Here is a 22308-nt window from a genome sequence, read left to right on the forward strand (position 1 = left end):
GAAAATACGCGGCGATGTCCGGCACGCGGGAGGGTTTGCGGCGATGCGGCGCGCATAATGGCCGTCATAGCGCGCATCGAGCCGCGCGACCTGTTCACCGCTGACGGCACGCCATGAATACCGACTACCGCACCTCGCTCCCGGGCACGAAGCTCGACTATTACGACGCGCGCGCCGCGGTCGACGCCCTGCAGCCGGGCGCCTGGGCGTCGCTGTCGTACACCGCACGCGTCCACGCCGAGAACATCGTCCGCCGCGCCGATCCCGCGCGCCGCGATGATTACCTGCGGCAACTGGTGGAGCGTCGTCGCGATCTGGATTTCCCCTGGTTCCCGGCGCGCGTGGTCTGCCACGACATCCTCGGCCAGACTGCGCTGGTCGACCTGGCCGGCCTGCGCGATGCCATCGCGGACCAGGGCGGCGACCCGGCGCAGGTGAACCCGGTGGTGCCGGTGCAGCTGATCGTCGACCACTCGCTGGCAGTGGAATGCGGCGGCTACGACCCGGATGCGTTCGCGAAGAATCGCGCCATCGAGGACCGCCGCAACGAGGACCGCTTCCATTTCATCGACTGGACCAAGCTGGCGTTCAAGAACGTCGACGTGATCCCGCCGGGTAACGGGATCATGCACCAGATCAACCTGGAGAAGATGTCGCCGGTGATCTACGTGCAGGATGGCGTCGCGTTCCCCGATACCTGCGTCGGCACCGACAGCCACACACCGCACGTGGATGCGCTGGGCGTCATCGCCGTCGGCGTGGGCGGCCTGGAGGCGGAGAACGTCATGCTCGGCCGCGCCTCGTGGATGCGCACGCCGGACATCGTCGGCGTGGAGCTCGGCGGCAAGCCGCAGCCCGGCATCACCGCGACCGACGTGGTGCTGGCGCTGACCGAGTTCCTGCGCAAGGAAAAGGTGGTCGGCGCCTACCTCGAATTCCGTGGCGAAGGCGCAGCGGCGTTGACCATCGGCGACCGCGCGACGATCTCCAACATGGCACCCGAGTACGGCGCGACCGCAGCGATGTTCTTCATCGACGAGAACACGCTGGACTACCTGCGCCTGACCGGACGCAGCGACGAGCAGGTCGCGCTGGTCGAGACGTATGCCAAGACCGCCGGCCTGTGGGCCGACGACCTGGCGAGCGCGCAGTACGAACGCACCCTGCACTTCGACCTGTCCACCGTGGTGCGCAACATGGCCGGTCCGTCCAATCCGCACAAGCGCCTGCCGACCAGCGCGCTGGCCGAGCGCGGCATTGCCGACGAGGCCAAACTGGCCTCGGGCCGGGCGGAGGAAGCGCAGGGCCTGATGCCGGACGGCGCGGTGATCATCGCCGCCATCACCTCGTGCACCAACACCAGCAATCCGCGCAACGTCATCGCCGCCGCGCTGCTGGCGCGCAACGCCAATGCGAAGGGCCTGGTGCGCAAACCATGGGTGAAGTCGTCGCTCGCGCCCGGCTCCAAGGCCGTGCAGCTGTACCTGGAGGAATCCGGTCTGCTGCCCGATCTGGAGAAACTCGGCTTCGGCATCGTCGCCTTCGCCTGCACCACCTGCAACGGCATGAGCGGTGCGCTGGATCCGACGATCCAGCAGGAGATCATCGACCGCGATCTGTACGCGACCGCCGTGCTGTCGGGCAACCGCAACTTCGACGGCCGCATCCATCCGTACGCGAAGCAGGCGTTCCTCGCTTCGCCGCCGCTGGTGATCGCCTATGCGATCGCCGGCACCGTGCGCTTCGACATCGAGAAGGACGCGCTTGGCATCGATGCCGACGGCAATCCCATCACGCTGAAGGACCTCTGGCCGAGCGACGAGGAGATCGACGCGGTCGTCAAGGCCAGCGTGAAACCGGAGCAATACCGTTCCGTCTACAACCCGATGTTCAACGTGCGCGTGGAGCATGGCGGCAAGGTCGATCCGCTGTACGCGTGGCGCCCGCAGAGCACCTACATCCGCCGTCCGCCGTACTGGGAAGGCGCGCTGGCCGGCGAACGCACGCTGCGCGGCATGCGTCCGCTGGCGGTGCTCGGCGACAACATCACCACCGACCACCTGTCGCCATCGAACGCGATCCTCGCCTCGAGCGCGGCAGGCGAGTACCTGGCGAAAATGGGTTTGCCGGAAGAAGACTTCAATTCCTACGCCACGCACCGCGGCGACCACCTGACCGCGCAGCGCGCTACGTTCGCCAACCCGCAGTTGCTCAACGAGATGGCGGTCGTCGACGGTGAAGTGAAGAAGGGTTCGCTGGCCCGCATCGAGCCGGACGGGCAGGTGGTGCGCATGTGGGAAGCCATCGAGACCTACATGGAGCGCAAGCAGCCGCTGGTCATCATCGCCGGCGCCGACTACGGGCAGGGCAGCTCGCGCGACTGGGCGGCGAAGGGCGTGCGCCTGGCCGGCGTGGAGGCGATCGTGGCGGAAGGCTTCGAGCGCATCCACCGCACCAACCTGATCGGCATGGGCGTGCTGCCGCTGGAGTTCAAGGCAGGCGAGACGCGAAAGACCTGGGGCATCGACGGGACCGAGACGTTCGACGTGGTCGGCGAACGCAAGCCGCGCGCCGAGCTGGTGCTGGTGATCCACCGCGCCAACGGCGAGACGGTGCGGGTACCGGTGGTCTGCCGTCTGGACTCGGACGAGGAAGTGTCGATCTACGAGGCGGGCGGGGTACTGCAGCGGTTCGCGCAGGATTTCCTCGACGCGTCGAAAGCGGCCTGACCCGTTCGTCGAATCGGTACACCCAACGCACAGGAGTCCGATCATGTCCGAGAACACCGCCCCCGGTACCGTCCGCCTGCACCGCGTGCTGCGTGCGCCGCCCTCGCGCGTCTACCGCGCCTTCCTCGATCCGGACGCGATGGTGAAGTGGCTGCCGCCGCACGGGTTCACCGGCAAGGTCCATTCGATGGACGCGCGCGTGGGCGGCGGTTACACGATGTCGTTCACCAACTTCGGCACCGGCTCCAGCCATTCCTTCGGCGGCACATACGTGGAGCTGGTGGAGAACGAACGGCTGCGCTACACGGACCAGTTCGACAACCCCGGCCTGCCGGGCCAGATGCAGGTCACGGTGACGCTGAAGCAGAGCATCGTCGGCACCGAGCTCCACGTCGTGCAGGAAGGCATTCCTGCCGCGATCCCGGTCGACTTCTGCTACCAGGGCTGGCAGGAATCGCTGGAGCTGCTGGCGAAGCTGGTCGAACCCGAGATTCCCGATGGCGCGTGATGACGTCTATGCTCCTTTCCATGCATACGGACATTGCGAGCCCCTCTCCCCTCGCGGGAGAGGGGTTGGGGAGAGGGGGCACCGTGGAATCAAGGACGTTCGCGAAGCAACTTCGCCGCAACATGACGGACGCCGAGCATCGGCTCTGGAAGCATCTGCGAGCGCATCGACTCGATGGGCAGAAGTTCCGCCGCCAGCAGCCGATCGGTCCTTGCATCGTATATTTCGTGCATTTCGGAGCGCGAGTGGTCGTCGAGGCCGATGGTGGGCAGCACGTTCAATCCCCGCATGACACCGCACGCGATGCCTGGCTGATGCGACAGGGGTTTCGCGTCCTCCGGTTCTGGAACGACGACATACTCCTGCACACCGATGCCGTGCTTGAATCCATTTGGAAGGCGCTGCGCGAAAGAGCGCCCTCTCCCCCGACCCCTCTCCCGCAAGGGGAGAGGGGTGAACAGCCCCACTGAGACAGAGTTCGACATGTCAAACGCCCCCCAGATCCGCATCCCCGCCACCTACATGCGCGGCGGCACGTCGAAAGGCGTGTTCTTCCGGCTGCAGGATCTTCCGGCGCGCGCGCAGGCACCGGGGCCGGTGCGCGATGCGCTGCTGAGCCGCGTGATCGGGTCGCCCGATCCGTACGGCAAGCACACCGATGGCATGGGTGGCGCGACGTCGAGCACCAGCAAGGTGGTGATCATCGCGCCGGCCACCCAGCCGGAGCATGACGTGGACTACCTGTACGGGCAGGTGCCGATCAACGAGTCCTTCATCGACTGGAGCGGCAACTGCGGCAACCTGTCGTCGGCGGTCGGTCCGTTCGCCATCGCCAACGGCTTCATCGACAAGGCGCGCATTCCCGAGAACGGCGTGGTCACCGTCCGCATCTGGCAGGCCAACATCCACAAGACCATCGTCGCCCATGTGCAGGTGACCAACGGCGAGGTGCAGGAAACCGGCGACTTCGAACTGGACGGCGTGACGTTCCCCGCCGCGGAAGTGCAGCTCGAATTCATCGATCCGGCGGACGAAGGCGATGGCGACGGGGGGGGCGCGATGTTCCCCACCGGCCAACTGGTCGATGACCTCGACGTGCCGGGCGTCGGCGTGTTCAAGGCCACGATGATCAACGCCGGCGTGCCGGTGGTGTTTGTGGAGGCGGCGGCGCTGGGCTACGACGGCACCGAGCTGCAGGGCGCGATCAACGAAGACAAGGTTGCGCTCGAGAAGCTGGAAGCCATCCGTGCCCATGGCGCCGTGCGCATGGGCCTGGTCCCCGATGTCGCGGCGGCTGCGAAGCGCCCGCTGACGCCGAAGGTGGCGTTCGTCGCACCGCCGAAGGACTACGTATCGTCGAGCGGCAAGCCGGTCGCCGCTTCCGACATCGACCTGCTGGCGCGCGCCATGTCGATGGGCAAGCTGCACCACGCGATGATGGGCACGGCGTCGGTCGCCATCGCCACGGCCGCTGCAGTGCCGGGCACGCTGGTGAACGCGGCGGCCGGTGGCGGCACGCGCGAGGTGCTGGTGTTCGGGCATCCGTCCGGCACGCTGCGCGTCGGTGCGGACGTGAAGCAGGTGGATGGCACGTGGGTGGTGACCAAGGCGGTGATGAGCCGCAGCGCGCGCGTGCTGATGGAAGGCGCGGTGCGCGTGCCGGGCGACGCGTTCTGACGACGGCAGGCTGACCTGCCGGAAGTCACCACTTTCGCCGAGGCCATTGCCTCGGCGCGGCGCACGCGACAGCATGGACGCATGTGGCCGACCCTGACCCGACTTCGCGAACCCATGACGCTCGCCGGCGTATTCACGATCGGCGCCGTGTCCTTGGGTCTGCGCTTCCTGCCGCCAGACATCCTGCCGGCCGCAGCCGCGGCGCTGGGTGCGTATGCGTCGGGTTTTCTTCTGTTCGCGGTGGCACCGGACACCTGGAAGCGGTCGCGCCGGATCGCACTCGTGGCGATGGCTGCTCTTGCGCTGCTGCTGGCCTGGCTCACGCCCCGGGTCGGCACCGCGCAGGTGCTGTTGGTGATCTGGGTGGCATGCGCGGTCAACGTGCTGTCGCCGCGATGGGTGATCGGTGCGGCAGTGGTGTTGAACGCGGCCTTCTACGCGCTGTTGGTACATCATGAATTCGGCGCGCCGGGCACGATGACGCTGATCAACATGGGCTTCCAGGCCCTGGCCGGTCTGTGCGTGCACTACGCGCGCCGTGCGGAAGACTCGCGCGACGCGCTCGCGCGCGTGAACGCCGACCTGCTGGCCACGCGCGCCCTGCTGGCCGACAGCGCGCGCGATGCCGAGCGCCTGCGGGTGGCACGCGAACTGCACGACGTCGCCGGCCACAAGCTCACCGCGATGAAGCTCAACCTGCGTGCGCTGGCAAGCGATCCGACGCTCGCGGCGCGCGAGGAAGTGCGCATCGCGCAGCAGTTGTCCACCGAACTGCTGGACGACATCCGCAGCGTCGTGCAGGCCATGCGCGATTCGCGCGGGCTGGACTTGCAGACCGCGATCCGCGCCCTCGCCGCGCCGCTACCGCGACCCGCGTTGGCGCTGCATATCGAGGAGGGCGTGAAGGTTGACGACCCCGCGGTCGCGGAATCACTGTTGCGCATCGTGCAGGAATGCCTGACCAACGCGGCACGCCATGCCGGTGCGGAGACGCTGACCGTGTCATTGAAGAACGAGGAGGCAGGCATGCACCTGCGGATCGAAGACGATGGACGCATGAAAGGCGGCATGCGCGAAGGCAACGGCGTATCGGGTATCCGCGAACGCGTCGCGGCGCTGGGCGGCGAGCTGGAGTTCGGCACCAGCGCAACCGGCGGCCTGCGTCTGGACGTGAGGCTCCCCGCATGAGCGTGCGTGTCGCCCTGGCCGATGACCAGGCGCTGGTGCGCGCCGGCCTGCGCGCCCTGCTGAAGGCGCAGCAGGTGGAGGTGGTGTTCGAAGCCGACGACGGCGCCGATCTGCTCGCCAAGCTGGAATCGCAACCGGTGGACGTGGTGCTGAGCGATATCCGCATGCCGGGCGTGGATGGCATCGACGCGCTGATCAAGCTGCGCGAGCGCGGTGACCGCACGCCGTTCTTGCTGCTCACCACCTTCGACGACAGCGACCTGCTGCTGCGTGCGACCGATGCCGGTGCGCAGGGCTTCCTGCTGAAGGATGCGGCGCCGGAAGACCTGCACGACGCCATCCAGCGCGTGGCCGGCGGCGAGACGCTGCTGCAGCCGGTCAGCACGGATCCGGTGCGCGCGCGTTTCCGCTTCCGCGACGAAGCACCGCCCACCGACACCTTCAGCGAACGCGAGGTCGCGATCCTGCGCCTGCTGGCAGGCGGTTATTCGAACAAGGAAATCGCACGCACGCTGTTCCTGGCCGAAGGCACGGTGAAGAACTACGTCTCCACCATCCTCGACAAGCTCGGCACCCGCGACCGCACCCGCGCCGTGCTGAAGGCGATCACGCTGCGGATCATCTGAGGGGACGCTGGCTTCTCTGTAGGAGCGACGTGAGTCGCGACCGCACGCCTCGCCCGCTCATAACCCATATCACGTGATTGATTCACCTGCGCGAGTCCTCAGGCGCAATGGCATGCTGGTTTCGCGGTCGCGACTCACGTCGCTCCTACAGAAAAGCTAAGTCAGAACACCCACACCATTGCCGCGCCCGCCGCCAGCGCCAGCATCAGGCCGGCAGACACGCGCAGGCCGTAGGCCGCACCCCCGCTGATCCAGGCGATCACCGACTTCGCCGTCAGGCTGGCGGCGAGCAGGGCCAGCATCCACCAGCGGGCCTCGGCCGCTTCCATCCCGCCGCGCGAGAACTGGTTGGCCAGCGTGGCCACCGCCGCGTGCAGTTCGGCCAGGGCCGACATCGCCGCCGCCGCCATCGCGCCGCGCGGCCCGATCCACGAGGCCAGCGCCGCTGCGACGAAGGTCAGCACCGCGACCAGCAACGCGAAGCCCAGCGCCTGGCCGAAGCGGAACATGCGGCTTTCCGAGGTCGGCGGCTTCACCGTTTCCTCGCGACCCGCGCGCAGGCCGAGCAGACCACCTGCCAGCAGCACGGCCCCGATGGCAGACAGCTCCGGCAGCAGGTCGCGCACCAGCGGCGGCGACACCGCCCACAGGATCGGCACGCACAGCGTCAGCGACGCCAGGTTGGACAGCAGCGCTGCGGCGACCGCCGAACGCATCAGCGCCGGCGTCTCCTTGGCTCGTTGGCCGAAGCCGATCGTCGCCGCGGTCGACGACACGTAACCGGCGAAGAACCCCGCTGCCGCCAGCCCCCAGCGGTTGCCGACCACGCGCAGCACGATGTGGCCCAATGCGCTGACCGCCATCACCAGCACCACCAGCTTCCAGATCGTCGCCAGGTTGATCGCCTCGAACGGACCGATGGGGCGGTCCGGCAGGATCGGCAGGATCACCAGCGCGGAGGCCAGCAGCAGCAGGCCGTCGAAGACCTCGCGCTCGCTGAAGGTTTCGCGGGTCAATTCGTGCAGCGGCTGCTTGGCGTACAGCAGCACGGCGACCACGACCGCCAGCCCGGTCGCCAGTGCCGGAAACCGCAAGGCCAGCGCGCCCAGCAGGAAGGTCAGCACCAGCGTCACTTCGCTGGTCAGCCCCGGGTCGTCCTGCTGCGTGGCCCGGTAGGCCATGGCGGCCAGCAAGCCGACCACACCCAGCCCGACCAGCACCACGACCGATCCCAGCATCGTCGCGACCGCCGCCATCAACGCCACCAGCGCATGCGTCCGCAGGCCGGCGATCCGGTGCCCGCGACCGCCGCTGCGTTCGCGCACCAGGCCGATCAGCAAGCCGAGCCCAAGGGCGGAAGACAGGGCCAGCCAGGTCTGCGGGGTCGCTTCGTCCATCCCATCCTTCCTCGTTGGGGCCGCGAGCATAACGAATGGTCTTGCATTGGTCTCGTCAACCCGGACAATGCGCGCCACCTTCGCCGTGGACCCCATCATGCCCGCTCCCGCTCCGTCCGCCGTCTCGCTGAGCCGCTACCTGATCGAGGAACAGCGCGCCGGCCGCATCAGCGCCGACCTGCGCCAGCTGATCGCGGTGGTGGCCCGCGCCTGCACCAGCATCTCCATCGCGGTCAGCAAGGGCGCGCTGGGCGGCGTGCTGGGCGACGCCGGCACCGGCAACGTGCAGGGCGAGGCGCAGAAGAAGCTGGACGTGCTGAGCAACGACATCCTGCTGGAAGCCAATGCCTGGGGCGGTCATCTGGCCGCCTGCGCGTCGGAGGAGATGGACCACAGCCAGCCGATCCCGGACGCCTACCCGCGCGGCGGCTTCCTGCTGCTGTTCGATCCGCTGGACGGCAGCTCGAACATCGACGTCAACGTCTCGGTCGGCACCATCTTCTCGGTGCTGCGCTGCCCGGACGGCGTGACGACGCCGGGCGACGAGCACTTCCTGCAGCCGGGCCGCGAGCAGGTCGCCGCCGGCTACTGCATCTACGGGCCCAGCACGATGCTGGTGCTGACCACCGGCAACGGCACCCACGCCTTCACCCTGGACCGCGAACAGGGGGCCTTCGTGCTGACCCAGCGCGACATGCGCATTCCGGAGGAGACGAAGGAATTCGCCATCAACATGTCCAACCAGCGCCACTGGGAGGCGCCGATGCAGGGCTACGTCACCGACCTGCTCGCCGGCAAGGAAGGCCCGCGCGGCAAGGACTTCAACATGCGCTGGATCGCCAGCATGGTCGCCGACGTGCACCGCATCCTGACCCGCGGCGGCATCTTCATCTACCCGTGGGACCGCAAGGATCCGGGCAAGGCCGGCAAGCTGCGCCTGATGTACGAAGCCAACCCGATGGGCATGCTGGTGGAACAGGCCGGCGGCGCCGCCAGCACCGGTCGTGAGGACATCCTGTCGCTGCGCCCGACCCAGCTGCACCAGCGCGTGCCGGTGTTCCTGGGCTCGAAGCAGGAAGTGGAAGCGGCGGTCGGCTACCACCTGGCGCACGACACCGCGGCGGCGTGACGAAGGCGGGTCGGGTGGCGGCTAGAATCCTTCGATGACCGCCACCACCGCCGACTTCATCGAGGTCTACCCCGACGCGCTGGACGCGGACACCTGCCGCGCCATCGTGGCGCGCTTCGATGCCAGCGGGCAGGACCAGCCCGGGCGCGTCGGCGGCGGCCACTATCCCGAGCTCAAGCACAGCCGTGACATCAGCATCAGTGGGCAAGCCGATTGGCGCGACGTGGAACAGCGCCTCAACCTGGCGGTGCTCACCGGCCTGCTGCAGTACCTGCGCACGTATCCCTTCAGCCTGATCGCCCCGTTGATGCTGCAGCAGCCGGATGCCGACGGCACGCTGCGCCGGTTGCGCTACGACGATGTGGCGAACATGGACGAAGCCGCGCTGATGAAGCTGGTGATGAAGGTGTTCGTGCCGGGCAAGATCAACCTGCAGCGCTACGCCGCCGGCGAAGGCGGCTATCCGTACTGGCACTGCGAGCTGTTCCCCAAGGCGGCCGATGCGGAGACACTGCACCGGCACGTGCTGTGGACGATCTACCTCAACGACGGTTTCGGCGCCGGCGAAACCGAGTTCTTCCACCAGCAGCGCAAGATCGTGCCGCGCACCGGCAGCCTGCTGATCGCGCCGACGGCGTTCACCCACACGCACCGCGGCAATCGACCGCTGCACGGCGACAAGTACATCGCGACCAGCTGGGTACTGTTCCAGCGGGCCGAACGGCTGTACGGAAACGGCTGAGCGATCCGACCGTCAGGCCGTCGACCGGCGCGCATCGAGATCCGCGCGCAGGCGTTGCAGCGCGGCCTCGGCGTCGCCCACCACCATCACGCAGGGCACGGCCAGCATCAGGTTGAGCGGCAGGCCGAACTCCTCCAGCTCCCATCCACCGGCATCGGTGCCGGCCGCCCTTCCGAGATGCTGCGGACAGCGCTGGCGGATGCGCTCGGCCAGGCTGCCGCCCTCGGGTACGTACCCGTAGACGGGCTTACCACGCGCGATCGCGTAGCCCACTTCGAAACAGGTGCCGCTGTCGGGTTCGGCGCCGCGGAAGAAATCCAGATTGGCCAGCACCGCATCGGCCGCCTCCAGCAAACCGAGGTCGGCGCGGTAGATCCAGCGCGCGGTATCCAGGGGATCGCCGGTGGCGTGGCCCGCGACCTGGGCATCCAGGGGAAACAATCCCTCGAAGCCGTAGCGCGCGCACAGCACCTTGAGGCGTTCGCCATGCGCCACCGCATCGGGACGGAAGATGTCGGGACCGGCCAGGTAAAGCGACTGGATCATCGATGCGCACGCAACAGGCGAAGCCTGCATTGTCGGCGTGCGTGCGCCCGCTTCGATGTGACCGATCGTCGCAGCGCGACGACGCGGCGTCAGAACAGTTCGCCCTGTGGCGACGATGCGCGCGGCCGCACGAATAGCGTGAGGTCGAACGGCGGATGCCGGCGCCCTTCGAATCCGTATCGCTTCGATGCCAGCGCGAAGCGCCGCGCCAGCAGGTCCGCATACACGCCTTCCCCTCGCAGCCGTTGACCGAAGCGGCTGTCGTAGTCCTTGCCGCCGCGCAGCTGCTGGACGGTGCTCATCACGTGCGCCGCGCGATCCGGCAGATGCATCTGCAGCCAGTCGCGGAACAGTGGCGCGACTTCGTGCGGCAGGCGCAGCAGCACGTAGCCCGCCGCCGTGGCGCCCGCGTCGCGCGCGGCCTCCAGGACGGCTTCCAGCTCATGGTCGTTCACCCAGGGAATCACCGGCGCGAACATCACGCCCACCGGCACGCCCGCCTCGCTGAGCCGCTTCCCCGCGCGCAGGCGGCTGTGCGGCGCCGATGCGCGCGGCTCCAGCCGCGACGAGAGCGTGTTGTCGAGCGTGGTGATGGAAAAGTACACATGCACCAGCCGTTCGCGCGCCATCGGCGCCAACAGGTCGAGGTCGCGTTCGATCAGGGCGTTCTTGGTGATCAGCGAGAACGGATGCTTCGCCTCCGCCAGCACCTCGATGATGCGACGGGTCAACTGCAGCTTCCGCTCCGTCGGCTGGTAAGCGTCGGTGTTGATGCCCAGCGAGATCGGACTGACGCGATAGCCGGATTTCGCCAGTTCGCGCCGCAGTACGTCCTGCGCATTGGTCTTGGCGAAGATCTTCGTTTCGAAGTCCAGCCCCGGCGACAGGTCGAGGTAGGCATGCGATGGGCGTGCGAAGCAGTAACTGCACCAGCAATTTATGGAACCTCCAAATTTTGTTCACTTGCTCGAGGGAGCCTGGAGCAGGGATCTGGGGTGCCATTCGGTCAAAGTGCGCAAGATTGGCCGAGCTTGCGGCTAGCCTAGAGGTCCCATGGGGGACCCGTAAGGTAGGTTGGGGGGGGATTTGAGATTGCCCCGAGGCTGCGGCCGGATGAATCAGCTGCACTTGCGAAAAACAGGTTTCTGATGAGGTAGCCGCATTCTCTCTGGGCAACGGCCACGCCTAGGCCATGATTGCCCAGCCAGGGCGCTGCACATGAACAGTGGGATCGCCACACGAAACCTCGGCAGAATGGAAACTCACACCAGCCGCCCTGATCTAGCAATGCAAGACCTGCCAAGACCGAAGCTCGCTCACCCGACTCGCGAGTTCATGGCTTCCCTGCCGCCTTTCACTGGGCTGGACACAGGGAGGGTTCATTGGATTGGAAGCGAGCAGGCTGCTACAGCCGCGCTCCAATTCCTCAAGCTTGAACGTACGCTCGGGTTCGACACGGAAACGAAGCCCACCTTTGTGGCCGGTGAAGCCAGGACGGGACCTCACCTGATCCAACTGGCCACTTCCGATAGGGCCTACTGCATTCCTGCGGAGGGCGTGTGGACGAGGGAGCTTTTGGCGCCACTCCTTGAGTCCGAAGGCATTCTCAAAGTTGGTTTTGGCCTGGCAAATGATCGGAGGCCGCTCTACGGTAAGTATAAGATCAAGCTAAGGGGGGCCTTGGATCTTGCTCCCGTCGTGCGCAAGCTTGGCTACCGACAGCGCGTGGGCCTTCAGGCCTCCGTGGCTATCGTCTTGGGACAACGCCTTGGGAAATCCAAGTCCGTTCAACTGTCCAATTGGAGTGCGCGGCCCCTTAGACCAGCCCAACTTCTCTACGCCGCCAATGACGCTTTTGCATCCCACTGCGTGTTCCTTGAACTTCAGCGCCGTTATCCGAGCCTGCTGGTAGCGGGTCATCCATGACCCGCGTCAAATAGCATCACGCAGCCTTCTCCTAGCGCCAAGGGCTCTATCGATAGAGGGCTCAGGCGGGCTCAACGGCATGCTTCTGCACCACCCACTGTCCATCTTCGTACACAAGTCGAACGTCGCCACGACTGGATGCCTCTTGACCCGGTACAGGCGGAGAGAAGAGATACTCATAGTCCGCGGAGTTCTCCTTCTTGGGCTGGGACGTAAAGAGGAGCTGGATACGCTGCTCATCTAGGTCAAGACGCGTTATGAACTCTGAAAAGACTCCTGATGGCCTCGACTTTGCGTGCTCTTCATGCGAGAGCAGAAGATAGTTCTTTCCCTTTGCCACTGGATACCGGGCTGCTTCCATCGCATGATAGAAGTACTTGTTGTGGCCTCCATGATGAGCAACCTGCACTACTGGCAGCGGTGTGTTGAGCGCGCGGATCAACTTCGGATAGAAGTTGGTATGATCAAACCTCTGTCCAAGGGGCACGAAGTCAACAAAGCCCGTATCGCCTGATATGAGTACGCCTTGATCTTCGTAGCTGAAGATCATTGCATAGCTCAGTTCGTTCTGCGGTGTAATGGATTCGACTGGCAGTCGGCTCTGAAGTGCAAAAGTGATGTACTCACCAATAGGGAGTCTCCGCCAGTACTTTGAGATCAATCCCTTGGACGGCCCCAGCAGGGTTAGCGTCAGGCCTCTTGAGGTCTGCACCCTTGAGAAGCGTCTTTCTGCCTTCTTCCAGGCGTACAGCTTGGGCTCGCCATCATTCACACTCTCGTATCTTGTACTGATGCCCTTTGCCTCCAGCGCGTCGACCACGTCCTTGAGATATCTTGCCGTTAGCGCATCTTCTGCAGCGCTCTTTTCTATGAAGGAAAGGCTTCTGTTCTGGTTCTCGCCTACGTCCCAATCAAATCCATGGTTACGACGGAAGCTGTACTCGTGCAGCCATGAGACCTTATCCAGCTCTAGCTGGGGCATGTCGTCGAAGTGGAACGGCGGGCGCACCTCTTTGCAAGCGTGGTCCGTGTCTTCTGCGTCCTTGCCAACTACTCTCTTCCTGACTGCCTGGAAGTAGTCTTCACTCGTGTCTTCCTCTTCTTGCGCCACGAGGCCTTTGCTCGAAAGGCTTCTTGCCAGCTGACGAGCGTCTACTCCTTCTTCGGTGCTATTCATGATCTTGCGAACATTGGCCACCCTCTCAATGATGTCCCTCTTCGCCAGCAAGTACTGCTCAAGCTTCTTGTTTCCCTGCTCACCTACAAGCTGAGGACCCAATAGATTGCTGTTCCTTGGCTCCTCCCAGTCTGCCGCGGGCTGTTCCGCGTCATTAGCAATCGGTGGCATCCACGCTTCGCCGATCTCATAGGCTTCGATGACGGGAACAAGACAGTTGAGATGGTCTTGGTCATAGTGCGTGCCAATGAGCAGATCGATCCGTGGTGGGTTCTGCTCATCGTCGATCGGCAATACTTCCTTGAGCTTGTTTAGTACATGCTCCTTCGGATATTTGCCACCCTTGGTTCCGCCATCGGCCAGGACCGTGACGAAGCGATCGCCTCCCTGATTGAACCGAAGAAGTATTGAAGCTCCCAGCTGCACTTCGAACATGTCGACTATGATGTCCACGACCTCTCCTTGCTGTTTGATGGTCTCGTACTTCCGGCTCGGTTCAATAAAATGCGGAGCGGCTCCGTTCCGTGCGATTCAGTCGCTTTGAGGTCTGGCTGACTTGCCCTGCCCAGCCGCGTCGCGACTAGCTGCGGCCACCAACGGGCTCTTGGGCGAACGTTCCACGAAGGATAAGAGGGCCGCCATTTGTCGGCACAGGTAGTAAATACGCTTCCAAGTAGGTGGAGCCGGGCACAACCTTTAAAGGCCGTCCAGCGACGGGACGACCAATGTGTTTCCGGGACCGCCGGAAGGTTCGTGACTTGGTGTCGCGTTAGCCGAGGGGGACTACTCAGAGGCCTTGGCTGGAAGCAATAGCTTCATTGCCCGGGCTGGGCTCAGCCCGAGCGCTGAAGTGAGCTCGAAGAACTCGATCACATCGAGCCTGCGGGCCCCCGCCTCGACGGCAGATATCCGCTGCTGGGGCCACCCCAACTGACGAGCTAGCTCGCCCTGCGACAGCTCCAGCTCCTCGCGGCGCCCTCTCAGACTCTCGACCAGCCGTCGATACTCCTCCCGATAGATCGTCTTTGATGCCATGGTCGCCGCCAGTCCTGGACGACTGGGGAATCTATGGCGCACCTACCGATTACATGAAAATTGTGTAGAAAACTCCCCCGTCCGCTGATAAGCTCCCCGACTACTCGCGAGAGGTGCAATGGCATGTGTCCGCACCCAATCGACTCTGCTGCCCGCCGCTCGCGACCTCGTGCCATTTGCACAGTCGCTGGGATTGCTGCGGCTTGTTGCGTGGTACGCGCTTGAGCTATCGACGACAGTCGAGGCTCCTTTCAGCACTGGTACGGCGCTAAGCCAGAAGCTCTTCCGGCAGTTGGAGGAAAGTCAGGTTCTGCGTCCTGCGTCAGGACAGGAGTCCGGCATCCGTCGCGCACTCTATGAACCCCTGGGATGGTGCTATCTCACCGATTGGGGTGAGCGAAACCATCTCCAAGCCACGCTGCAGACTGTGATGCTGGATCTGGCATCCCGTCAGGACTCTGTTCGACCGACCCTTGAGCTCTGGGAAGCATTGTCAGCGGCCGAGATTGAGACATACCTAGCGCACCTGCTACGTCGCCACACCCTAGATCCGGCAAGCGCTCCCTTCATCGTGCATGCCCTTGAAGATGACTGGTCGGATTTGAGTTTGGCTCGTAAGCGCTACCTGGCTTGGCATGCGGCGCGCGGCGCTGCCTCAACTCTTCTTCGGACTGGGATGGACCAAGATGCGGCTCGCGCCGCAATGCTTGATGAGATGCGTCGCAGGTCGCGCTGGCTTGCTTCCAGATCAGCCAACAATGAGCTGTCTGCCGAGGAGTACCAGTTTGTACCTGATCCTCAGTGGAAGAAGCCCATCCTATTGAACGTCTTCCTCTCCTCCCTATTGCCTGTCGGATTTTCCTACTGGACAGACCGTCCTGGGCGATCCGCCGATGCACTGGGACAGAGCAAAGCGGCAGGCAAGGCCTGACGCCGGCCGCCTCGCGACATCTCTAATCATGCCCGCAACAGGCGACCGTCCACGGCTTGTTCCACAGCGCCCTCCGATACGGAAGATCCCTATGACCATGCCAATCGAACGAACTCGACACCTCATCCAGGCAGGCGCGTTCCTTCGCGATCTTGCCGCCAACATGGCCCTTCCCAAGCAGGTACGCACGGAAGCGTATCGATTGCTCAGACACTTCCCGTCGATATCGGATGTCGAAGCGATTGCCGCCAACGAGGCACACCTGCAGGAGGTCACTAAGTCACCGCTTCGTCCGAACCTACTTGTGACCGAGTTCGATCCGGAATGGCTGCGCGGCTATACGCATGGTCCACACGTTGGGGGTTAAGAGATGTCCACCGTAAGCGAGGGCGAGCTGGAACACTGGTTCGAGCAAGGGATGCAGAGCTATACCAACGAGTCGCGCTTCTTCTCTTGCCTCATTCGCGCCATGGTTTACGCCTATGTGCCCGTCTCCGATGACTCCAAGAATGTGAGGCTGATCCAGTTTCGGCACCCGGATGGCTACGACGCGATTCCCTTCTTCACCTCGGCTCAACGCGCCGCGCGATCTAGCTTCAATGGCTTGCGGACTATCAGGCTTCCTTGCACAACGCTGTTTGAGCAGACGCGAGGGGCCACCTTGATGGTCAACCCTAACGACGGTGGCGCTGTGCTGTTTCCCGAGGAGGTGGCCACGTTGCTGCAGTCAGGGACGCTAGAGACGTTCGAGAAAGTCAGTTTGGGCGAGGGTCCCGTTGATGTACGCCCCGCCACGTCCGCGCCTGACAACTTGATCAGAGCGCTAGACGGGAACGTACCTTTGCCTCCCTTCATCAGGGAGATCTATCTCCTTGAGAAGCGCGCAGTGGATGGGAGGTCAAGCCGAGCAAGTCTGCTCATCTATGCGGGCGTGGAAGCTCGCCAGATGGAGCGAGGAGCACGGCATCTTGTCTCTGTTGTTCAGGCATTGGATCCACGGCCCGAGGACATTGTCGACGTGGCCGTGTTTGACATTGCGCAGGCCAAGCCTGGCTTTTTGGATGAGATTGGCGGCATACCGGTGTTCGCTTCCGGGGACTAGACCTACGAATCCGCTATGGGGCTGGTGGTCACGGGCATAATCGCGCCACCTACACCCTGGGCTCTGACAACGCTGCGCCATCGGATTCAGCCTTAGCATTGGATGAAAGCGAGTAGGAAAAATGGCTTCGCGCGAGCTTGCCTTCGTCGAGACCTGATCCCCGATGATCCCTTTCCTACGAGACTACGGTGGCGACTCTGAAGCGCAACCCTCAAGCTCCCAAGACTCTTGATGTGGACCAGAAGGCAGGGCCAATAGCGCCGACTCTATGATGACCTTGTTCCACGCGAATGCATCAAGCCGTGCCGGCGGGAGAACCGACCGTTTTTAGCCAATATCCCACGCCGCTTCCTGAAATTCCGGCACCCCACATCGCGATTGCTTGATCAAGCTCGGGAAAAAGTACCAAAGCAATTCCGAGTACGAATGCAAAGAAGGCGAACAAGGGTTCCAGGCGAGCGCGCAGATGATTAGTCGCCGCATCTGGTTTGCTGTCCCAGTGCTTGGCCAACAACATGAAGTAGGCGACCAAGAACGCTGTGACAAACAGTGAGAAAAGTGCCAACAAGACGATGCCCCACATCTTGCTCGATGAGGAATCCGGCGTATCTGAGGGAACCGAGGCGGAAGCGAGCCTGGCTTCTAGTTGCCGCATATCGTTGGCTAGATCGGCGGTCGGATATCTGTTGCTTAGCGCAGGCTCCAACCGACCCGCCGTTTCTATCTCGAAAACTGCTGATTTCACAAGTTCGGAGCTGATGTCCGTATCGCCCGTCTTGCGCAAATAGAAAGTAGCGTTCCCTAGATTGTCACTGGCGCGCTGCAGATGAAGCTGAGCTTCTGGCGTCCTCGCGCTGTCTATAAGCTGACTTACCGTGACTCGAACCTGCGCCAGACTGGCAAGGTGCGCAGAGGCTGGACCCCTGCCGCTGTAGTTGTTAAAGCTCGGCAGCGCGACCGCCACAAGCATAGCGAGAAAAATTAAAGAGAATATCGCGATACCAACTCGGCTTCCGAGCGGACTTCTGTGAGCACTCTGGCCCCTAACGCTGGACAAACCGTCGTCGGGGGGCAATCGCGCCTGATGACCGTAGCGACGAGAGTGTTGTGAGAAGAGCCACATGCAGAATAGTGTGGCGAGTCCTAGAACGAAGGCCCACAGGTTCATTCAGTTCCCCTCTTTATCGCGGGATCGGCCATCTACACGGTCGACAGCATATCTAGTTCGAGTAGCCTTCCAATCATTAGCCGTCAACTACGAGAAAACGAATGGCGCTCTGTGATGATTTCGCTTGATCTCGATAAATTGAGAGAATATCTCAGCACAACTTCTAGCTACGTGCAGCGCATCAACCAATGACCAGCCATCAAGCCTCACCAAAAAAGAACGCGGCATTAAGAGTACATCGCCGTAACAGTTGCGATATCACCTGAACTCAACTGGCCGTTCCGTGGGATTGGGTCGCCGTTCTTCATCGTAATGGTGTGCTGACTGTTGACGCTAAATGCCAACGAGTCATAGTGCATGATGGACTCGACATCGTAGGCGCCAAAGTCTTGGCCATCCTTTATCACTTGATCAAATTGGAAGCCTTGGCCCCCGAGGATGTTCTGGCGATGAATCTGGACATGCTTGTCACGGTCGGATCTGCCATGCTCATGCCACAGTCCTAGAGCGTGACCAATTTCATGCATTACTGTCTCAACAGTGGCGTCCTCGCGAAGCGTCACCGTTTGCGCTCTACCAGTACACCCAACCTCGGAAGTGTTCATAGGGCCAGGCATGAAAAGTACATAGGCTTTCTCGGCATCGTAACGTTTGAATCTTACTGGTGTGGACTGCTCCCACTGCGCAGTGGCTTCGGCTACGAGATCGGTCAGCGTGACGTGGCTCGCATAAGGAACCACGCCTCCCCTCCAGAGCGACGAGCGGCTCCTGATTCGGTTACCGAACACCACAGAGCGATGCTTGATTGCCGCATCAGCGATCCGCATTGGCGCTACGACTATGTCACCTTCAAAGTAGTAGCGCCCATGGGTCTCGACACATTCAAGCAGATGAAGGCCACTCCTTCGACCGACTGACGCGACATCGACCGTCACAGTGACCCGCCTGCCCTGCGGGGTTTCGAAGGGGCTGCTTGGTCCGGTCATCTTTAAATGTCTCAGTGTGATCAAGACTCGGGGCAAGTGTATCCACCCGCCTCGATGATCGCGCGACACGTTTCAAGTTTGTTGCGCTTCTGCAGTGCCTCCAGCGCCTCAATTGCAGCCTTGTCTTCTTTGACGTCACTCGTGGCTCGTGCCGCCTGCAATGCGGTGTGGGCTTCCGCGATTGCTTGCACTCCGCCCGTTATCTCTTCACCGCGAGCTCCGGACGACCAACCAAAAGAAGTGCGTCGGCCGAATTCATCCAAGGTTAGTGCCAGCGATTTGGTCCCACCGAATCCGGCGCTCAGCGGAAAGTAACTGTAGTCGCCCGCTTGCGGAAGTGGGAAGGCTACACGCGCGAGACTATTGTCAGTGCCACCAACCAGATCCGGCTCCCTTTTGGGACGGGCATTTTTGTCAATCGCGATCGTCGGGTTCGGCTGCGCATCAACAACGTTGGCGCTGACAACTGTCAGCTCCACCAGCTTAGGCTCGAGAAATACGAGTGTAGTTGCGCAAGCTCCATCGGAGCACTGCGGCGGCGAAACCCAATTACTCAGATTGTTAGACTTACTACGGAGATAAGAATCGTACTGCGGCGTTGCACTGTCGATCAAACAATCCGAGCTCTTACCCGGAACCCAATCCGCCACACACCAAGCGAGACTGAAGTTCGAGCGATTCGCTTTGGGTTCCAGCCACTTTCTCAAGTCCTCCTCGGTCCAACTTTCCAGGCCGGCAGTCTGCTTCACGTCGATCGTCAGTAGCTTGCTCAGCGTGAGGGTCAGCGGTCCCGACTCAATTCGACCCAGTTCTGCTGCCAAAGCATCGATTTGTTTCATTGTTGCCGCAGGGTCTTTCCCGAGGTCATCTCTAAGCTTCTTGATTTGGGATCCAAGTGCGGTATGGCGAGCCAATGCATTCTCTGTAGCCGCGTTGCATGTTGCGACCGCTGGTTGAGCGTTTCTAGATGGCGCACCGCCAAGCAGTGTCGCAATCTTGAGGACGTTGATCAGAATCGCCCCGGAGCGGTCGGCCACGCTTGCGTTGATAGATTTGATTGCGCGATGCGGGTGCAATTCGATCTTCAGATCACGCTTTTTGCTGAAGGAGACTAGCTGCTCACCTTCGATACGACGCGTGTGTACCGGATAAGGGCTCGCACTCGCTACAGGCACCAACGTCACCTCAGCGTCGGCTTTCGGTGCGGCACCACATTGGGTGAGTACTAGGCGCGCCGTCAGCTGGACGTGGGTGAAAGGCAACGAGTAGTCGATGTGGGCGGCATCCATACCCTGCTTAGCTTTGGGGCGATGCGCGCAGCCACAGGTTAGGACAACTAGAGCAGCGCAGAGCATATGAAAGACAGACGAGATCTTCATAGGAATGAGAACTCCTGGCCGGGATTGGATTTCTGACACGGACGTGCCGTATGACAGCTGTTACCCCTTTCCCACCGAGCAACGGCGGACTTACCTCATTCTCGGCCATTTGTTCTCTCCAATCAGACGAACGGCGCAATGTGGTAAGTTTTGCTTACGCATCTTGTAAGTCGGGCACACTGCTAACGCCCCCGGGCGGACAACTCGAAAGTACCGTCGTCGCCCAGGTCATATCAGTCCCACGGGAAGTCGCTTCCTATGTTAGAAAGCTGCCCTCGCGAAAGGCAGATTTCACACTGTTGAGTCCTGACCGCGTGCTGGACGCCGAGCACGCGCCCGCCTCCGTGACCGAGTGAAGGTGCGCAGCTGGCAGGTTCGAAGCTCAGCTTCGGCCACCGCTTGCGACCCAAAGCGGACATCCTTACCGAAGCCTGTGCTACATGGCGAATACTCATTCGGTGCGTAAGCAGATCCGGGCAACCGTCGAATGCTGATGAAGGCCTTGTATGACAACACCCCCCTACGTCCGAACCCCTCCCAACCTCGCAAGGACCGCCAGCCCGTGACAGCTTCGTGCTACCTCTGCTCTAAAACCTTCAATAACTCGGACGTACTCCGGCATGGCGAGCACGTGCTCCAGAACGCCATTGGTGGCGCGCTCATCTGCGATGACATCCTGTGCGAGGCATGTGGTGGCAGGCTCGGGACGTCTGTCGATGGGGCTTTTGCGGAGGCGATCGCACCGCTTACGGCCCTACTGCAGACGCCCCGCGATCGTGGTAGTCAAGCGCAAGCCAAAGTCCAGCTGAGAACTAGCGACCCTAACGCCAAAGAACTGGAGTCAATCGGCTTTCTTCTGAAGAATGACTTTACCGTGGTACCAACGCGGCCGGTAATGGTCCCAGACCATTCCGCCAAGGTTGCGAGAATCGTCGCAAGCAGCCTCCAGCAGGCCAATCAGTTCAAACGATCCCGTCCAATCCAAGACCTGCTCACCCGTGGCTACACGGTCGAGGTAAGCGATAACGCGGCAGCCTACGCCGAGCGCCTGCTTCTCACAGCGCGGCCGGGCGCGCCAGAGATCCTTCGCGGCATTCTGAAGATCGCAATTGGCTTCGCAAGCCTGCATGGGGTTCAGCGCCGATACCTGGCCCACTTGATGAGCCATACAGACCTAACGACCAGCCCCTCGCAATTGCGTTCGCTGATCATTCCCTACTATCCGGTCGACGACGTCGAACGCTTGTTTGAAACCGAAAAGCATGTGCACGAGGATTGGTATCCGACGCACCACGTCTATCTCTTCAGCCATGGACGCGATCTGTACTGCTATGTCGAGCTATTCGGCGTGCTACAAAACTATGTTCACCTGAGCGACGCCTACGACGGACCGCAGCTCATCGAGAAGTTCGTGCAGAAGGCTGAGAAGTGGCATTTCAACGAGAACGCTTTCATTGCACGCTCGCCGAGCGACCTGGATATCTTGGCGAAAGAGTTTGGTGTTCCGCAGAACCAGACGTGGGAGCAGATCCAAGCCCAAGTGCTTCACCGCGCGGCGTCACGTTCCTATCGCCTTGAGCCGGACGAGACGATCGAGAAGGTCCAGGCTTTGGCCCTACTCCTTGCACAATATGCGCGTCTGCCTAACCCGGAGGGATTCGAATGCGTCCGCGAGATGTTTGCCAAGGCGGAGGCCGCCAAGACGCAACTCGGCCTGAGGTTGTTGGACGATCTCAAGGCCAACCCCCTGCATGTAGTGAATCTGTTGAACAAGAACTACAGCGAGTTCCGCATTGGAAACCCGAGAGCCAGCAGGCCCGCCCAAGCCTTCCAAGTGTCCGCCCCGGACGTCGAGCGCTACGTGTCCTACAAGTTCTATGAATTGTTGCGTGCGAAGGGTCGCGAGGCGGAGTTGGAGTATCAGCTGCTCTAGTCCTCTCTCGCTAAGGAAAGTAGCGGCATCACAGATCGCATCTTCTTGATTGCGGCTGCGACCGTCCTCCAGGGCGCTGACAACCTACCAGGACTGCGAACAAACAGTGTCGACGGGCGCTACCCAACG

20 protein-coding genes and 1 pseudogene are annotated in these 22308 nt (G+C 62.5%); 13 read left to right on the top strand and 8 right to left on the bottom strand.

Annotation, left to right across the window (positions count from 1 at the left end):
• Positions 1-113 precede the first annotated feature (113 nt).
• The 6 genes from acnD (at position 114) to CSC78_RS01535 (ending at position 6728) form a co-directional block, all read left to right on the top strand.
• A complete protein-coding gene (gene acnD, locus CSC78_RS01510; protein WP_162336138.1) occupies positions 114-2729 on the top strand; it encodes a Fe/S-dependent 2-methylisocitrate dehydratase AcnD in 2616 nt (871 codons plus the stop codon).
• A gap of 43 nt (positions 2730-2772) precedes the next feature.
• Positions 2773-3237 (top strand): SRPBCC family protein, encoded by a 465-nt coding sequence (locus tag CSC78_RS01515; RefSeq protein WP_162336139.1) that lies wholly within the window; start codon positions 2773-2775, stop codon positions 3235-3237.
• A gap of 122 nt (positions 3238-3359) precedes the next feature.
• Positions 3360-3707, top strand: coding sequence for an endonuclease domain-containing protein (locus CSC78_RS01520; RefSeq protein ID WP_238391126.1), 348 nt, complete (start codon positions 3360-3362; stop codon positions 3705-3707).
• Positions 3708-3720: 13 nt separating this feature from the next.
• On the top strand, positions 3721-4914 hold the full coding sequence (gene prpF, locus CSC78_RS01525) for a 2-methylaconitate cis-trans isomerase PrpF (RefSeq protein ID WP_162336141.1): 1194 nt from the start codon (positions 3721-3723) through the stop codon (positions 4912-4914).
• An 81-nt stretch (positions 4915-4995) separates the two neighbouring features.
• Positions 4996-6102: a sensor histidine kinase gene (locus CSC78_RS01530; protein WP_162336142.1), complete on the top strand. Its 1107-nt coding sequence runs from the start codon at positions 4996-4998 to the stop codon at positions 6100-6102.
• Entirely contained in the window at positions 6099-6728 is a 630-nt protein-coding gene (locus CSC78_RS01535) for a response regulator transcription factor (protein ID WP_162336143.1), read from the top strand. The genes CSC78_RS01530 and CSC78_RS01535 overlap by 4 nt, the downstream gene beginning before the upstream one ends.
• A 161-nt stretch (positions 6729-6889) precedes the next feature.
• On the opposite strand, the gene CSC78_RS01540 is transcribed toward CSC78_RS01535, so the two are convergent.
• Positions 6890-8125, bottom strand: a complete 1236-nt coding sequence (locus CSC78_RS01540) for an MgtC/SapB family protein (RefSeq protein ID WP_162336144.1) — start codon at positions 8123-8125, stop codon at positions 6890-6892.
• Positions 8126-8222: 97 nt separating this feature from the next.
• Here CSC78_RS01540 and CSC78_RS01545 point away from each other — a divergent pair, with 97 nt between their 5' ends.
• Entirely contained in the window at positions 8223-9254 is a 1032-nt protein-coding gene (locus tag CSC78_RS01545; protein ID WP_162336145.1) for a class 1 fructose-bisphosphatase, read from the top strand.
• Between the two features lie 34 nt (positions 9255-9288).
• Positions 9289-9996, top strand: a complete 708-nt coding sequence (locus tag CSC78_RS01550) for a 2OG-Fe(II) oxygenase (protein ID WP_162336146.1) — start codon at positions 9289-9291, stop codon at positions 9994-9996.
• A 12-nt stretch (positions 9997-10008) separates the two neighbouring features.
• On the opposite strand, the gene CSC78_RS01555 is transcribed toward CSC78_RS01550, so the two are convergent.
• Together CSC78_RS01555 and CSC78_RS01560 are read right to left on the bottom strand one after the other, a co-directional pair.
• Entirely contained in the window at positions 10009-10542 is a 534-nt protein-coding gene (locus tag CSC78_RS01555) for a nucleoside 2-deoxyribosyltransferase (protein ID WP_202924091.1), read from the bottom strand.
• Positions 10543-10631: 89 nt separating this feature from the next.
• Positions 10632-11471: pseudogene (locus CSC78_RS01560) on the bottom strand (PA0069 family radical SAM protein); the annotation flags it as partial.
• A gap of 406 nt (positions 11472-11877) precedes the next feature.
• On the opposite strand from CSC78_RS01560, the gene CSC78_RS19250 reads away from it, so the two are divergent.
• Positions 11878-12468, top strand: coding sequence for a 3'-5' exonuclease (locus CSC78_RS19250; protein ID WP_407072264.1), 591 nt, complete (start codon positions 11878-11880; stop codon positions 12466-12468).
• Between the two features lie 61 nt (positions 12469-12529).
• On the opposite strand, the gene CSC78_RS01570 is transcribed toward CSC78_RS19250, so the two are convergent.
• Entirely contained in the window at positions 12530-14098 is a 1569-nt protein-coding gene (locus CSC78_RS01570) for a ComEC/Rec2 family competence protein (protein ID WP_162336149.1), read from the bottom strand.
• 330 nt (positions 14099-14428) lie between these two features.
• Positions 14429-14680: a helix-turn-helix transcriptional regulator gene (locus CSC78_RS01575; RefSeq protein WP_162336150.1), complete on the bottom strand. Its 252-nt coding sequence runs from the start codon at positions 14678-14680 to the stop codon at positions 14429-14431.
• Positions 14681-14798: 118 nt separating this feature from the next.
• On the opposite strand from CSC78_RS01575, the gene CSC78_RS01580 reads away from it, so the two are divergent.
• The 3 genes from CSC78_RS01580 (at position 14799) to CSC78_RS01590 (ending at position 16713) form a co-directional block, all read left to right on the top strand.
• Positions 14799-15611 carry a hypothetical protein gene (locus CSC78_RS01580; RefSeq protein ID WP_162336151.1) on the top strand — a complete coding sequence of 271 codons (813 nt, stop codon included), beginning with the start codon at positions 14799-14801 and terminating at the stop codon, positions 15609-15611.
• Between the two features lie 91 nt (positions 15612-15702).
• Positions 15703-15978 carry a BPSL0761 family protein gene (locus tag CSC78_RS01585; RefSeq protein WP_162336152.1) on the top strand — a complete coding sequence of 92 codons (276 nt, stop codon included), beginning with the start codon at positions 15703-15705 and terminating at the stop codon, positions 15976-15978.
• A 3-nt stretch (positions 15979-15981) separates the two neighbouring features.
• Positions 15982-16713: an SseB family protein gene (locus CSC78_RS01590; protein ID WP_162336153.1), complete on the top strand. Its 732-nt coding sequence runs from the start codon at positions 15982-15984 to the stop codon at positions 16711-16713.
• Between the two features lie 295 nt (positions 16714-17008).
• Here CSC78_RS01590 and CSC78_RS01595 read toward each other — a convergent pair whose 3' ends face one another.
• The 3 genes from CSC78_RS01595 to CSC78_RS01605 all read right to left on the bottom strand — a co-directional run bounded on the left by CSC78_RS01595 (position 17009) and on the right by CSC78_RS01605 (position 20246).
• Positions 17009-17881, bottom strand: a complete 873-nt coding sequence (locus tag CSC78_RS01595; protein ID WP_162336154.1) for a hypothetical protein — start codon at positions 17879-17881, stop codon at positions 17009-17011.
• A 227-nt stretch (positions 17882-18108) separates the two neighbouring features.
• Complete coding sequence (locus CSC78_RS01600; RefSeq protein WP_162336155.1) at positions 18109-18867, bottom strand: M12 family metallopeptidase; 759 nt, start codon at positions 18865-18867, stop codon at positions 18109-18111.
• 20 nt (positions 18868-18887) lie between these two features.
• Entirely contained in the window at positions 18888-20246 is a 1359-nt protein-coding gene (locus CSC78_RS01605; protein WP_162336156.1) for a hypothetical protein, read from the bottom strand.
• 487 nt (positions 20247-20733) lie between these two features.
• On the opposite strand from CSC78_RS01605, the gene CSC78_RS01610 reads away from it, so the two are divergent.
• Positions 20734-22179 (top strand): HNH endonuclease, encoded by a 1446-nt coding sequence (locus tag CSC78_RS01610; protein ID WP_162336157.1) that lies wholly within the window; start codon positions 20734-20736, stop codon positions 22177-22179.
• The last annotated feature ends 129 nt before the right edge of the window (positions 22180-22308 follow it).

Source organism: Pseudoxanthomonas japonensis (genome assembly GCF_010093445.1).
GTDB classification, from domain to species: Bacteria; Pseudomonadota; Gammaproteobacteria; order Xanthomonadales; family Xanthomonadaceae; genus Pseudoxanthomonas_A; species Pseudoxanthomonas_A japonensis.